Here is a 13,060-nt window from a genome sequence, read left to right as displayed (position 1 = left end):
GGCGGCCCCGCGGCGCAGCCGCCAGGAGGCCAAGGAGGAGGAGGCCGAGAACGGCGTCTGGCCGGTGGTGCTGGCCCTGGTGTTCTCGGCCATCGTGGGCACGGCCGGCGGTTGGTGGTGGCTGAGCCGCGGCCGCACGGCCGCCCCCAGGATCCCGGAGGCGAGTCTGGCCGCCGGCGAGAGCCTGCCCCCCGAGGAGGTGGACCAACGTCAGCAGCTGCTCAATCGGTTGCGGGCCATGCAGGTGGATCGGCCCTGGTTCCTGCGGCTCGTGGATGCCAGCCTGCTGGCCCAGTTCCCGGAGCGGCGCGGACGGCTGCCCAGCGATTCCAGCGAAGACGCGCCGCTGCGCAAGGTGTGGAACGAACTGGCCGAAGAATGGCTGGCACGGGTAGAGCAGTTGCCACTGGCGGTGCGTCGCCGCCTCGGCACCTACAGCCAGGCCGACTGGGAGCAGCGGCAGCAGGCTCTGGTGGGGCAGGGCCTCAGTTCCGCCGTGCTGCGCCAGCTCGTCTCCGGCAGCGCCCAGAACCTGCTGCCCGGTCGCATCGGCACCGAGATTCCGCCGGAGCCCTTCCGCCAGCTCTGGTACGCCGCTGCGGAGCAGGGCCTGGCCGGCATGCGGATCGAGCCGATCAAGACCCGATCCCAGGACGTTCAGGCCCTCTCGGCCGATGTGGACGCCGGTGGTGCCCGTCTGTTTCCGATTCAGCTCCCCGCCAACCACCGCCTGGTGCTTGGCGTGAACGGCTCACCCCTGATGCAGATGACCGTATTCGCCGCCGATGGCAGTGTGCTCGAGGCCAGTGGTCCTTTGCGCGTGGTGAGTCTGCCGGCGCAGGCCCGCTCGCCCGTGCAGTTGCTGGTCACGAACGAGGGGCTGGCGCCGGCCCAGATCACCCTGTCGCTGCGAGCTGATCCGCCACCCCCCCAGGAGCCGGAACCAGAGCCCCAGAACGCCGTTCCCGAGGCCGAGCCACCCGAGACACGCATCCCTGGCGCGCCTCAGGAGCAGAGCTCCACCCCATCCCCGACACCCGGCTCTGCGGCCCCCATCCGTCCCACGGTTCCATCCACAGCCCCGATCCAGCCACCACCGCCGCCCACCGACACCCCCTGAGCCCAGGGGCTGGTGCTGATCAGAGGCGGGCGATGGCCGCCCGGGCCTCTTTGGCCTCCTGCTTGCTCTTCTCTTCGTGGCGCTTGTCGTGCAGCTTGCGGCCCTTGCCGAGGCCGAGGGTCACCTTGATCCATGAGCCCTTCAGATGCAAATTAAGAGGGATCAGGGTGAGGCCCTTCTGGTCGAGGGCACTGCGCAGCTTGTCGATTTCGCGCCGGTGGGCCAGCAGCCGCCGCACCCGCAACGGTTCGTGGTTGAAGTAGCGGCCGGCGTGGCTATGGGGCGAGATGTGGACGTTGTGCAGCTGGATCTCGCCGCTGCGGATCAGGCAGAAGCCATCGCGCAGATTCGCCTGGCCCGCCCGCACCGATTTCACCTCGGTGCCCAGCAGCTCGATGCCGCATTCGAGGGTTTCGAGGATCTCGTACTGGTGCCGGGCAAAGCGGTTGTCGGCCAGCAGCCGGTTGGCGGCATCGCGCCGTGCCTTGGCGGCTTTCTTTCCTCCGCCCTTCGCCATCTCCCTGCCGCCTGTCCGTTGGGTATCGCCTACCCCCCGACCCTAGGCAGCGGCCGGTACCCTCCAACCATGGCGATCGTCTCCTCCGGCGCAGGTGCGGCTCCCCGCCGGGGCAGTGTCGCCGCCCGGCTGGTCGATCCAGCCGCCCCCGACACGGGTGAACAGACCGCTCCAGTGCTGCGGGAAGACGGGCTGCGGCCGAAACGCCTGGCCGATTACATCGGCCAGCACGAACTCAAGCAGGTGCTCGGCATCGCGGTGGAGGCCACCCGCAGCCGCCAGGAGGCCCTCGATCACGTGCTGCTGCATGGCCCGCCGGGCCTGGGCAAGACCACCATGGCCCTGGTGCTGGCCGAGGAATTGGGCGTGCGCTGCCGGATCACCAGCGCCCCTGCCCTGGAGCGCCCGCGCGACATCGTGGGGCTGCTGGTCAACCTTCAGCCCCACGATCTGCTGTTCATCGACGAAATCCACCGGCTCAACCGGGTGGCGGAGGAAATCCTCTACCCGGCGATGGAAGACTTCCGCCTGGATCTCACCGTGGGCAAGGGCGCCATGGCCCGCACCCGCAGCCTGCCGGTGGCGCCGTTCACCCTGGTGGGGGCCACCACCAGAGCCGGCGCCCTGAGTTCACCCCTGCGGGACCGTTTCGGCCTGATCCAGCGGCTCGAGTTCTACGACCTGCCCGATCTGCAGGCGATCGTGCAGCGGGCGGCGGGGCTGCTGGCGATCGCGCTGGAGCCGGAAGCCGCGCTCGAGGTGGCGCGTCGCTGCAGGGGCACGCCCCGCATCGCCAACCGGCTGCTGCGCCGTGTGCGCGACGTGGCGGAGGTGGCGGGTCATGGCCGCATCAACGCGACCCTGGTGGATCAGGCTCTGCGGCTGCATCGGGTCGATGGGCGCGGTCTCGATGCCAGCGACCGGCGCCTGCTCGGCCTGCTGCTGGAGGGGTATGGAGGCGGGCCGGTGGGGCTCGACACCCTGGCGGCGGGCCTCGGTGAAGACCCCACCACCCTGGAAGCGGTGGTGGAGCCCTACCTGCTGCAGCTGGGTTTTCTGCAGCGCACCCCACGGGGTCGGGTGGTGACCGAGGCGGGTCGTGCCCATCTCGCCGCGGCCGGCTCTGGCCCTGGCGCGGCCCAGCTCGGCGCGGAGGGGCCGCGATGACTGACGCCACTGTGGCCACCGACGCCACGGACACCACCGACTCCGCCATGCCGTCACCGGCGACCCCGGGCGGGGCTGGGCGTCATCTGGCCGCGGCTCTGCTGATCCTGGCGGTGGCGCTGGCCCTGATCCTGCTGCTACCCCTGCCGGCCCTCGCTGCCGCTCCGATCTCAGCCAGGCCTGGCGTGAGCCTGCCCAAGCAGTTCGAGCAGGCCCTGGCCGCCAGCCGCGACGGCCGCTTCAGCGAAGCCCTGATTCTCTGGGATGGTGTGCTGGAACAGGACCCCAGCCAGGCCGCGGCCTGGAGCAACCGCGGCAATGTGCGGCTGGCCCTGGGCGACCCCGAGGGCGCCATCGAAGACCAGGGCCGCGCCATGGCGCTCGATCCGCTCAACCCCGATCCCCACCTCAACCGGGGAACGGCCGAGGAGGCACTGCAGCGCTGGCAGGCCGCCGCCGCCGACTACACCTGGATCCTGGAGCGGGATCCCGCTGACGCCTCGGCGCTCTACAACCTCGGCAACGTGCGCGGCTCCCAGGGCGACTGGACCGAGGCGCGACGCTGCTATGACGCGGCTGACCTGGCCCGTCCCGGTTTCGCCATGGCTCGCTCCAGTGCTGCCCTGGCCGCTTTCCAGCTGGGGGATCTCGAGGCCGCCGAACGCCAGTTCCGCCAGCTGATCCGCCGTTACCCCCTGTTCGCCGATGCCCGCGCCGGTCTCACCGCCCTGCTCTGGCGGCAGGGGGCTCAGGGGGAAGCCGAGAGCAACTGGGCGGCGGCCTCCGGTCTCGATCCGCGCTATCGCCAGGAAGAATGGGTGTTGCGGATACGGCGCTGGCCACCCGTGCCCGTGCAGGCTCTGGCCCAGTTCCTGGCTCTGGCCTCCTGACAATCCCCTCGATGCCCCTGCCCCTCGCCACCGGATCCGACACCCCCCGAGCCGCGGCGCCCGGTTGCGGTGCCCATCCGCTGGCCGACTGGCAGCGTCTCGGCCTCGAGGCCAGCCTGGCCGAGGTCTTGCCGGAGCTGATTCAGCTGCGCCGCCACATCCACCGCCATCCCGAGCTCAGCGGCCATGAGCATCAGACCGCTGCCCTGGTGGCCGGCGAGCTGCGTCGCTGGGGCTGGCGGGTACGTGAGGGGGTGGGCCGCACCGGCGTGCTGGCCGAACTGGGGCCTGAGGGGCCGGACGTGCCCCTGGTGGCCCTGCGGGTCGACATGGATGCCCTGCCGGTGGAGGAGCGCACCGGCCTCGACTACGCCTCCACCCGCCAGGGGCTGATGCATGCCTGCGGCCACGATCTGCACACCGCCGTGGGACTGGGGGTGGCGCACGTGCTTGCTCCCCTTGCCGGGCTGCTGACGGCGCGGGTGCGGCTGCTGTTCCAGCCCGCCGAAGAGACGGCCCAGGGTGCAGCCTGGATGCGGGCCGATGGCGCCATGGAGGGGGTACAGGCCCTGTTCGGTGTGCACGTGTTCCCCAGCCTGGCGGTGGGTTCGATCGGGGTGCGCTGCGGCAGCCTCACCGCCGCAGCCGGCGAGCTGGAGGTGGAGGTGCTCGGCGAAGGAGGTCATGGCGCCCGCCCGCACCAGTCCACCGATGCCATCTGGATCGCGGCGCGGGTGGTGAGTGGTCTGCAGGAGGCGATCAGCCGGCGGCTCGATGCACTCCATCCCGTGGTGGTGAGCTTCGGCCGGATCGAGGGGGGCAAGGCCTTCAACGTGATCGCCGATCACGTGCGTCTGCTCGGCACCGTGCGCTGCCTGGATCTGGAGCTCCATTCCCAGCTGCCTGGCTGGATCGAGGACACGGTCCAGGCCCTCTGCCGGGGCCATGGCGGCGAAGCCCGGGTGCGCTACCGCTGCATCTCACCGCCGGTGCACAACGATCCGGAACTCACCGAGCTGGTGGCGGAGGCCGCCACCGAACTGCTGGGACGCGATCAGGTGCGCTGGCTGGAGCAGCCCTCGCTGGGGGCGGAGGATTTTGCCGAGCTGCAGCAGGGCACCCGCGGCACCATGTTCCGCCTCGGGGTGGCCGGTGCCACGGGTTGCACGCCCCTGCACAGCAACACCTTCGCGCCGGATGAAGCAGCCCTGGCGGTCGGGGTGAAGGTGCTCACCCTCAGCCTGCTGCGCTGGATGGAGCGCCAGGCCAGTGCCGGCCCGTTGGCATGACGCTTCCTCCCGCCGGCTCGCCGGCTCGAACAGTCCGCCCGTTGCTGGCGCTGTCGTCGCTTCTGCTGATCCTGCTGGCCCTGGTGGCGCTGCTGCTGCGCCAGGGGGCTGACCGGATGCAGGCGATTCCGGCCCTGTTGATCGGGGTGGGGCTGCAGGCCTCCAGCCTGGTGGGCCGCCGCCGACGTCGCGCCCAGCTCCTGGGTGACCTAAGACAGGACAATGGCTGAGTCGATCGATCTTGATGCCCTGCGCCAGGCAATCGCCTCCGGCGATCCCAGCCGGGCCATGCCCGCACTGGCGGGACTGAGGCAGGTGCCGGCGGAGCAGGCCATTCCCCTGCTGCTGCTGGGTCTGGAACAGACCACCTTCATGATCCGCTCGCTCAGTTGCGCCGGCCTGGGGGTCAAACGCAGCGATGCCGCCCGCCAGGCCCTGGTGCAGGCCCTTCAGCACGATGAGGACGCCAACGTGCGCGCCGAAGCCGCCAATTCCCTGGTGAGCTATGGCCATGTTGAGGCCTGGCCTCTTGTGCGCCAGGCTTTTGTGGTGGATCACCAGTGGCTGGTGCGCTGCAGCATCCTCTCGGCCCTGGCCGAACATCCGGAGATGCCGGATGCCTGGCTGCTCGATCTTGCCCAGCTGGCGATCGCCGATGGCGACGGCACCGTGCGGGTGGGGGGTGCCGAGATCCTCGGACGGCTGGTACAGAAGCCGGGTCTGCCATCGTCCCTGGCACCGGCCTCCGCAGCGGCACCGTCCAGCGACGTGGCCCGTCGTCTGCTGGTGGAACTGCAGCAGGACCCCGACCATCGCGTCGTCGCGGCGGCTCTCAACGGTCTGCAGGGCAGCTGATCAGCCTCCTCTTCGTTTCAGCCTTGCTAGGTTTCCAAAGTCACTAGGGGTGCCCGGCAAACGCCTTCCCGGCTGTCTGCCCAGGGCTGAGATCACACCCTCCGAACCTGATCCGGGTCATGCCGGCGCAGGGAAGTGAGAACGAACTCCAGCTGCGCCCCAATCCGTCCGTGTCCGTTGTTCTGCATCGGTCCGCTGGGATGTTGTCCACCTTTGCCCGCCCCCTCATGCGCAGCGCCTGGATTGAGAAGCGTCGTGGTCACGCCAATGTGAGCCAGATGCACTACGCCCGTCAGGGTGTGGTTACCGAGGAAATGGCCTTTGTGGCCCAGCGGGAAAACCTGCCCGAATCACTGGTGATGGAGGAGGTGGCGCGGGGTCGCATGATCATCCCCGCCAACATCAACCACGAGAATCTGGAGCCGATGGCGATCGGCATCGCCAGCAAGTGCAAGGTGAACGCCAACATCGGTGCTTCCCCCAATGCCAGTGATGTGAGCGAAGAGCTGAAGAAGCTCGAGCTGGCGGTGAAGTATGGCGCCGATACCGTGATGGATCTCTCCACCGGTGGCGTCAACCTGGATGAGGTGCGCACGGCGATTATCCAGGCGTCGCCGGTGCCGATCGGCACGGTGCCCGTCTATCAGGCTCTCGAGAGTGTGCACGGCTCGATCGAGAAGCTCTCGGAAGATGATTTCCTCCACATCATTGAAAAGCACTGCCAGCAGGGGGTTGACTACCAGACCATCCACGCCGGTCTGCTGATTGAGCATCTGCCCAAGGTGAAGGGACGCCTCACCGGCATCGTGAGCCGCGGCGGTGGCATCCTGGCCCAGTGGATGCTTTACCACCACAAGCAGAATCCGCTGTTCACCCGCTTCGACGACATCTGCGAGATCTTCAAACGCTACGACTGCAGCTTCTCGCTCGGTGATTCCCTGCGGCCCGGCTGCCTGCACGATGCCTCCGATGAGGCCCAGCTGGCCGAACTCAAGACCCTCGGAGAACTCACCCGCCGCGCCTGGGCCCACGACATCCAGGTGATGGTGGAGGGTCCGGGTCATGTGCCCATGGACCAGATCGAGTTCAACGTCCGCAAGCAGATGGAGGACTGTTCCGAGGCACCCTTTTACGTGCTCGGTCCCTTGGTGACCGATATCGCCCCTGGTTACGACCACATCACCAGCGCCATCGGCGCGGCCATGGCCGGCTGGTATGGCACGGCCATGCTCTGCTACGTGACGCCCAAGGAGCACCTGGGTCTGCCCAACCCGGAAGACGTGCGCAATGGCCTGGTCGCCTACAAGATCGCCGCCCACGCCGCCGATATCGCCCGCCATCGCCCCGGTGCCCGCGACCGCGACGACGAACTCAGCCGGGCCCGCTACGCCTTCGACTGGAACAGGCAGTTCGATCTTTCGCTGGATCCGGAACGGGCCCGCGAGTACCACGACGAAACCCTGCCGGCCGATATCTACAAGCAGGCTGAATTCTGCTCGATGTGTGGACCCAAGCATTGCCCGATGCAGACCAAGATCACCGATGCGGATCTGGAGGGTCTGGCTGAGGTGCTGGCTGAACAACAGTCTGAGCAGCAGAATCAGGCCGGGATCACCGTTTCGGTCTGAGTCGCTCTTCAACGGCTGGCTGGTTCGCTCGCGTGGGGCTGCCTGCTTGGCTGTGTGACGCCTGCATCGATCACCGTCCAAGGACGCAGGTCACGCTCGCGGCTGCAGGCACCGAGCCTGGTGTCGCTGAGGTCTTTCTCCAGTTGCACAGGCTCGTCGCGGGCGCGAGCCTGTGCCGAGAGACTGGTCAGCCTGGCAGAAAGCAGGAGCATATGTACGCCATTGCTTTTTTGTCCAAGACCAGAACACATTTTCGACGACTGTCAATCTCCAACCCTCCAATACATGCGCTAATCCCCTATCGATGGCAACCAGCCACGAATCACGTCGTCTACCAAAGTGACAGGTGAATCAGTCTGCCGCGCAGCATCCAGTGCAGCTTCCACGCGTGAGTCTCTGCACGGTCACGCATGGTCCTGCCGGACTGCTGCCGCTCTTGCAGCAGCAGATCTTGACACAGACCTATCCTCGCGAACTGCTGGAATGGGTGATCGTAGACAACAGCGACGACAGCACACAAGCTTTTCAGCCGGATCCCCACCAGGGTCTCACGATTCGCTATGAGCGACTGAAGCAGAGGCTGCCGTTGGGCCAGGTGCGCAATCTCAGCCATGGATTCTGCAGCGGCGAGATCATCGTGGTGAATCTGGCGACCTGATTCGCAGCGGCACACCAGCAGACGCACCAGCACATGCAACTGAATCAGGCCGCCAGATTGCGGAAGCGGGTGAACTGCGGCTCGAACAGCAGCTTCACCGTTCCCACCGGCCCGTTGCGGTGCTTGGTCACAATCACTTCGGTGATGCCACGATCGGGCGTATCGGGGTTGTAGTACTCGTCGCGGTAGATCATCAGCACCAGGTCGGCGTCCTGCTCGATCGAGCCCGATTCCCGCAGATCGCTGAGCATCGGCCGCTTGTTGGTGCGAGACTCCACCCCACGGCTGAGCTGGGAGAGGGCCACCACAGGCACGTTGAGCTCGCGGGCCATCTGCTTGAGGCCGCGGGTGATACGGGAGAGTTCCTGGACGCGGTTATCGGAACCCGATCCCTCCATCAGCTGGAGGTAGTCGATCACCACAAGACCCAGCTCCTTGCCGCTCTCGGCCATCAAACGGCGGCAGAGGGAACGCATCTCGAGCACGCCGGCATTGGGCTTGTCGTCGATGAAGATCGGCATCTGGCCCAGGGTGTTGATGCCCTGCCCCAAGAGCGGCCACTCCTCCTGCTGCAGGCGGCCGGTGCGCAGACGACCGCTCTCGATGCCCACCTCCATGGCCAGCAGCCGGTAGGTGAGCTGCTCCTTGCTCATCTCCAGCGAGAACACGCACACCGGCAAGTTGTGGAGCTGGGCCACGTTCTTGGCCAGATTCAGGGTGATGGCGGTCTTGCCCATGGCGGGGCGGCCGGCCACGATGATCAGGTCACTGCGCTGCAGCCCCTGGGTCATGGCGTCGAGGTCGTAGAAGTTGACCGGGATACCGGCCACGGCCGTGCCCAGGGAGCGGCTCTCGATCTCGTTGAAGGTGCTGGTGAGGATCTCGGCGGTGGGGGTGAGGCCGGCGCTGGGTTTCTGCTGGCTGATCGCGAAGATCTTCTGCTCAGCCTCATCGAGCACCTGCTCCATCGGCTTGCTCTGTTCGAAGCCGAGCCGGATCACCTCATTTCCCGACTTGATCAGCTGGCGGCGCAGGTACTTGTCCATCACCAGGCGTGCCACCTGGTCGATCGAGGCGGTGGAGAGGGTGCGCTCCACCAGCTCCACCAGCCGTCCGCTGCCGCCCACCTTCTCCAGGTGGCCTGTGTCCGCCAGCCAGGCCGCCATGGCGGTGAGGTCGGTGGGCTTGCCCTGGCTGTGCAGCATCAGGGCGGTGCGGTAGATCTCGCGATGGGCACCCAGGTAGAACGCCTCCGGCTGCACCACGTCAGCGATGCGGCCGATCGCATCGGGATCGAGCAAAATGCCGCCCAGAACGGCTTCCTCGGCCTCCAGGTTCTGGGGTGGCACCGAATCGGGCAGCGCCTCGAAGCTCGCCTCTGCGGCGGCCCGGGCGCGGCGGCGCGGGCCAGGATCGGCCGCATCGCTGGGAATCGGAGGCGCGCTCACCATCGGCGGCAATGGGAGGGTGTGACAACAGCACCGTAGACGGCCCACACCACAACGCCGTCAAGGCCCGAAGGCCCCGACGGCGTGACGTTGGCGGCAGCCATGGTCGCCGCAGCGATCAGTAGCTGACCACTTCGAGATTGAGCTCGGCGGTGACGTCGTGGTGGAGCTTCACCTGCACCTTGTAGGAGCCGGTGCGATGGATCTCGGGCACCAGGATGTGGCGGCGGTCCACCTCTTTCTTGGTGGCGGCTTCGATGGCCTCGGCCACATCGCCGTTGGTCACCGTGCCGAAGATCACATCGTCGTTGCCGGCCTGCTTCTTGATCGTGAAGCGGCCGATCGTGGCCAGGGCGGTACGGAAGGCTTCCGCCTCGGCCTTGAGGGCGGCCTGGCGCTCGGCCTCCTTGGCCCGGCGGGCCTCCACCTGACGCATCACCGCGGGAGTCACGGGGATGGCCTTGCCGGTGGGAAGGAGGAAGTTACGGGCGTAGCCGGGGGCCACATCCACGAGATCGCCGTCCTTGCCCAGGCTGAGGACGTCCTCGTTCAGTACGACTTGTACGCGCTTGGCCATGGATTCGAAACCGACGCTCTGACGAAAACCGATTGCTCAACCTACGCCACCGACCGCACCCCGCTCCTGGGCATCCGCCAGGGTGGGGCCGCCGAGGGCCGCCTTGGGCAGCCGCACCTTGGTGGCCAGTCCCAGGGCCCGCATCAGGCGGATGTGCTCCCAGGTGAGATCGATCTGACCGGGCTCCAGACCCTGGCGGGCCGAATGGGGGAAGGCATGGTGGTTGTTGTGCCAGCCCTCGCCGAAGGTGAGCGCCGCCACCCAGGGGTTGTTGCGGGAGGCATCGCCGCTGGCATGGCTGACGCGACCCCAGCAATGGGTGGCGGAATTGACCAGCCAGGTGGCGTGATAGACGAGCACCAGACGCAGGGGGATGCCCCAGAGCACCAGGGCCCAGCCGCCGGCACCGGTGACGGTGCCGATCCAGAACAGCAGGCCGGCCAGGGGGAGCTGCAGGGCCAGGAACCAGTTGTTCAGCCAGCGGTAGTAGGGATCAGCGGCGAGATCACCCGTGAGCCGAGGCACGGCTCCCATGGCCGGGATCTCCTTGAACATCCAGCCCATGTGGCTCCACCAGAAGCCACGGTGGCTGTTGTGATGATCCGCATCCGTATCGGAAAACTTGTGGTGATGGCGGTGCAGACCCGCCCAGTCGATCGGGCCGTGCTGGCAGCTGAGGGCGCCACAGGTGGCGAAGAAGCGCTCCAGCCACTGGGGCACGCGGAAGGCCCGATGGCTGAGCAGCCGGTGGTAGCCGATCGTCACGCCCAGGCAGGCGGTGACCCAATAGAGAACCACCAGCGAGGCCACGGCGGGCACGCTCCAGAAGCGAGGCAACAGGGCCACCAGGGCCAGAACGTGGATCGTCGCCATGAAGCCGATGGTGACCCAGCTGCGGCCACTCGGAATTTCCGGGGTGGGCTCACCGCGGCGGGGGCGACGCAGCCGGGCGGAGCGCTGCAGGGCATCCACCGCGGCGACGGACGCCGCCTGATGGCTGCGCAGACCGGCAGCAGAGGCGGCAGCCGTGGCGACCGGAGAACGTGTAGCTGTGGCGGTCATAACGGACCGGCTCCTGATCAATCGATAAGATGGTAGCAATACGGATCCTGATCAGCAAGTGGGCTATCGAGACAAGCTCGGTGCGGGCCGCGCCGCCTTCGCCCATCTGATCAAGGTGTGGCATGAGCGCAACGACTGGAGTCACCGCGTCTTGCCGGGCCTGGCCGAGGCCCTCGATCTGGGCAAGGTGCACAACTCCCAGATCTCGATGCTGCGCAACGGCAAGCTCGCCTCCCCCGGGCCGGAGGTGTTTCTCGCCCTCGGCAGCGTCAACCAGTGGCTGGCGGCCCAACCACCCGGGCAACCGCTCACCGCCGAACTGCGCCAGTTGCTGCTGGACACCCCCGAAGCCCTGGAAGCGCTGGCGGTGTCCGCCCAGCCCGTTACCGATCCCCACGGCGGTGTGCTTGGCCCCGGGGAGCTGCTGGAGGTGTTCGTGGGCGTGCGCCAGCCGCCGCCGGCCTTTGACCTGCGGATCGCCGATGCCGAGGCCGCCGGCCTCAGTGCCGCCCTGGCAGGGCTGTTCACCGCTGGCCAGCCGTGGCGGCAGTGCCGCACGCTGCTCCTGGAGGCCTATCCGGTGGCCCGTCGCCAGCGCCGCGAACGCTTCGCGGAGGTGATGGCCGGCCAGAGCGATTACAACGCCAGCGAACTGGATGCCGAACTGCCCGATCTGCGTCGCACCCTGGCGGCGCTGGGGGTGGCGGGGGAGCAGGAGCTGAGTGCCGATCAGTTCCTGGAGCTGCTGCGTGACAGGGCCCGGCAGCAACGGATCGGCATGAACGGCCACTCCCTCGACCTGGCGGCGGCGATCCGGCGGGAACTCGGGGCGATGCCAGGGGCAGAGACAGGATCGGGCGAACCCTGAGGGAACGCTCAGCTCAGCAGCACCGGGGCGTCAGGCCCGGTAGTGGGCCACCCGGACGCGCCGCGCCCAGCCGAAGGCCCGCAGCAGCCTGATGTGCTGCCAGGTGATGTCGAACTCGAACCAGCGCAGGCCGTGGCGGGCGGAGTGGGGATGGGCGTGGTGGTTGTTGTGCCAGCCCTCGCCGAAGCTGAGCAGCGCCACCCACCAGCAGTTGCGCGACAGATCGGGGCAATCGAAGTTGCGATAGCCGAAGGCATGGGTGGCCGAGTTCACCAACCAGGTGACGTGATACACGAGCACCAGGCGCAGCGGAATCGCCCAGAGCACCAGGCCCAGGCCACCGCCCCGCACGCCGGCCCTTTCGCCGTACCAATACAGAGCCGCCCCGAGGGGCAGCTGCAGCAGCAGGAACCAGCGGTCGAGCCAGCGATAGAAGGGATCGCGCTGCAGATCGCCGGTGAAGCGGGCCACGTGCTGCACCGCCGGAATCTCGTGCAGCATCCATTCGCTGTGGGCCCACCAGAGGCCGCGGGCGGCGTCGTGGTGGTCGTTGGGCTGGTCGGAGAACTTGTGGTGATGGCGATGCAGACCCACCCATTCGATCGGGCCGCTCTGGCAGGCCAGGGTGCCCATCAGCACTAGGGTGCGCTCCAGCCAGAGGGGCGCCACGAAGCTGCGGTGCGCCACCAGGCGATGCAGACCCAGGGTGACGCCCAGCACCGTGACCCAATAGAGCAAGGCCAGCGCCGCCAGCCCCTGCCAGCTCCAGAACTGCGGCAGCAGGGCAAACACGGCCCCCACATGGATGGCCAGCATGAAACCGGTGGTGCCGAGCTTGAACTTGCGTTGCCGCGGCGGCAGCGGCAGGCGCCGGGCCGCCAGGGCGGCGCGGATGCGGGCCTCCTTGCGCTCGCGATGGGCGGTGCTGAGGGCTTCAGCCCCGTCGGCGGGCTCAACACTGTGAACCCGCACGGGCCCACC

At 67.9% G+C, this 13,060-nt stretch carries 13 protein-coding genes, 1 pseudogene and 1 riboswitch; of the genes and pseudogenes, 9 read left to right on the top strand and 5 right to left on the bottom strand.

Annotation, left to right across the window (positions count from 1 at the left end):
* Positions 1–1,120: pseudogene (locus VB716_RS00570) on the top strand (serine/threonine protein kinase); the annotation flags it as partial.
* A 19-nt stretch (positions 1,121–1,139) separates the two neighbouring features.
* On the opposite strand, the gene smpB reads toward VB716_RS00570, so the two are convergent.
* Positions 1,140–1,637 carry an SsrA-binding protein SmpB gene (gene smpB / locus VB716_RS00565; protein ID WP_197157634.1) on the bottom strand — a complete coding sequence of 166 codons (498 nt, stop codon included), beginning with the start codon at positions 1,635–1,637 and terminating at the stop codon, positions 1,140–1,142.
* A 69-nt stretch (positions 1,638–1,706) separates the two neighbouring features.
* Between smpB and ruvB the strand changes: the two genes are divergently transcribed.
* The 7 genes from ruvB (at position 1,707) to VB716_RS00530 (ending at position 8,124) form a co-directional block, all read left to right on the top strand.
* Positions 1,707–2,804, top strand: a complete 1,098-nt coding sequence (gene ruvB / locus VB716_RS00560; RefSeq protein WP_323246518.1) for a Holliday junction branch migration DNA helicase RuvB — start codon at positions 1,707–1,709, stop codon at positions 2,802–2,804.
* A 47-nt stretch (positions 2,805–2,851) separates the two neighbouring features.
* A complete protein-coding gene (locus tag VB716_RS00555) occupies positions 2,852–3,694 on the top strand; it encodes a tetratricopeptide repeat protein (RefSeq protein ID WP_416238064.1) in 843 nt (280 codons plus the stop codon).
* 11 nt (positions 3,695–3,705) lie between these two features.
* Positions 3,706–4,983, top strand: a complete 1,278-nt coding sequence (locus VB716_RS00550; RefSeq protein ID WP_323269447.1) for an amidohydrolase — start codon at positions 3,706–3,708, stop codon at positions 4,981–4,983.
* Positions 4,980–5,213, top strand: a complete 234-nt coding sequence (locus VB716_RS00545; RefSeq protein ID WP_197157640.1) for a DUF3188 domain-containing protein — start codon at positions 4,980–4,982, stop codon at positions 5,211–5,213. Before VB716_RS00550 ends, VB716_RS00545 begins: the two co-directional genes overlap by 4 nt.
* A complete protein-coding gene (locus VB716_RS00540) occupies positions 5,206–5,838 on the top strand; it encodes a HEAT repeat domain-containing protein (RefSeq protein ID WP_197157642.1) in 633 nt (210 codons plus the stop codon). Before VB716_RS00545 ends, VB716_RS00540 begins: the two co-directional genes overlap by 8 nt.
* A 35-nt stretch (positions 5,839–5,873) precedes the next feature.
* A riboswitch (TPP riboswitch) is annotated at positions 5,874–5,989 on the top strand.
* Between the two features lie 76 nt (positions 5,990–6,065).
* Positions 6,066–7,466 carry a phosphomethylpyrimidine synthase ThiC gene (gene thiC / locus VB716_RS00535; protein ID WP_323269446.1) on the top strand — a complete coding sequence of 467 codons (1,401 nt, stop codon included), beginning with the start codon at positions 6,066–6,068 and terminating at the stop codon, positions 7,464–7,466.
* 451 nt (positions 7,467–7,917) lie between these two features.
* Positions 7,918–8,124, top strand: coding sequence for a glycosyltransferase family A protein (locus VB716_RS00530; protein ID WP_323269444.1), 207 nt, complete (start codon positions 7,918–7,920; stop codon positions 8,122–8,124).
* A gap of 44 nt (positions 8,125–8,168) precedes the next feature.
* Here the strand turns inward: VB716_RS00530 and dnaB are convergent, their stop codons facing one another.
* The 3 genes from dnaB to VB716_RS00515 all read right to left on the bottom strand — a co-directional run bounded on the left by dnaB (position 8,169) and on the right by VB716_RS00515 (position 11,211).
* Positions 8,169–9,575, bottom strand: a complete 1,407-nt coding sequence (gene dnaB, locus VB716_RS00525; protein ID WP_323246529.1) for a replicative DNA helicase — start codon at positions 9,573–9,575, stop codon at positions 8,169–8,171.
* Between the two features lie 115 nt (positions 9,576–9,690).
* Complete coding sequence (gene rplI / locus VB716_RS00520; protein ID WP_197157652.1) at positions 9,691–10,149, bottom strand: 50S ribosomal protein L9; 459 nt, start codon at positions 10,147–10,149, stop codon at positions 9,691–9,693.
* Positions 10,150–10,185: 36 nt separating this feature from the next.
* Positions 10,186–11,211: an acyl-CoA desaturase gene (locus tag VB716_RS00515; RefSeq protein ID WP_323269443.1), complete on the bottom strand. Its 1,026-nt coding sequence runs from the start codon at positions 11,209–11,211 to the stop codon at positions 10,186–10,188.
* Positions 11,212–11,269: 58 nt separating this feature from the next.
* Between VB716_RS00515 and VB716_RS00510 the strand changes: the two genes are divergently transcribed.
* Positions 11,270–12,079: a hypothetical protein gene (locus VB716_RS00510; protein ID WP_323269442.1), complete on the top strand. Its 810-nt coding sequence runs from the start codon at positions 11,270–11,272 to the stop codon at positions 12,077–12,079.
* A 30-nt stretch (positions 12,080–12,109) separates the two neighbouring features.
* On the opposite strand, the gene VB716_RS00505 is transcribed toward VB716_RS00510, so the two are convergent.
* Positions 12,110–12,973: an acyl-CoA desaturase gene (locus VB716_RS00505; RefSeq protein WP_323269448.1), complete on the bottom strand. Its 864-nt coding sequence runs from the start codon at positions 12,971–12,973 to the stop codon at positions 12,110–12,112.
* Between the last annotated feature and the right edge of the window lie 87 nt (positions 12,974–13,060).

The sequence above is a fragment of the Synechococcus sp. CCY9201 genome (assembly GCF_034931105.1).
Classification (GTDB): domain Bacteria; phylum Cyanobacteriota; class Cyanobacteriia; order PCC-6307; family Cyanobiaceae; genus CBW1002.
The sequence above is the reverse complement of the archived record's forward strand: the minus strand, read 5'-3'. Positions and strand labels throughout refer to the sequence as shown.

Excerpts from the sequence above, each read along its gene's own strand:
- smpB (WP_197157634.1), bottom strand. The coding sequence starts at position 1,637 with ATGGCGAAGGGCGGAGGAAAGAAAGCCGCCAAGGCACGGCGCGATGCC.
- ruvB (WP_323246518.1), top strand. The coding sequence starts at position 1,707 with ATGGCGATCGTCTCCTCCGGCGCAGGTGCGGCTCCCCGCCGGGGCAGT.
- VB716_RS00555 (WP_416238064.1), top strand. The coding sequence starts at position 2,852 with ATGCCGTCACCGGCGACCCCGGGCGGGGCTGGGCGTCATCTGGCCGCG.
- VB716_RS00550 (WP_323269447.1), top strand. The coding sequence starts at position 3,706 with ATGCCCCTGCCCCTCGCCACCGGATCCGACACCCCCCGAGCCGCGGCG.
- VB716_RS00545 (WP_197157640.1), top strand. The coding sequence starts at position 4,980 with ATGACGCTTCCTCCCGCCGGCTCGCCGGCTCGAACAGTCCGCCCGTTG.
- VB716_RS00540 (WP_197157642.1), top strand. The coding sequence starts at position 5,206 with ATGGCTGAGTCGATCGATCTTGATGCCCTGCGCCAGGCAATCGCCTCC.
- thiC (WP_323269446.1), top strand. The coding sequence starts at position 6,066 with ATGCGCAGCGCCTGGATTGAGAAGCGTCGTGGTCACGCCAATGTGAGC.
- dnaB (WP_323246529.1), bottom strand. The coding sequence starts at position 9,575 with ATGGTGAGCGCGCCTCCGATTCCCAGCGATGCGGCCGATCCTGGCCCG.
- rplI (WP_197157652.1), bottom strand. The coding sequence starts at position 10,149 with ATGGCCAAGCGCGTACAAGTCGTACTGAACGAGGACGTCCTCAGCCTG.
- VB716_RS00515 (WP_323269443.1), bottom strand. The coding sequence starts at position 11,211 with ATGACCGCCACAGCTACACGTTCTCCGGTCGCCACGGCTGCCGCCTCT.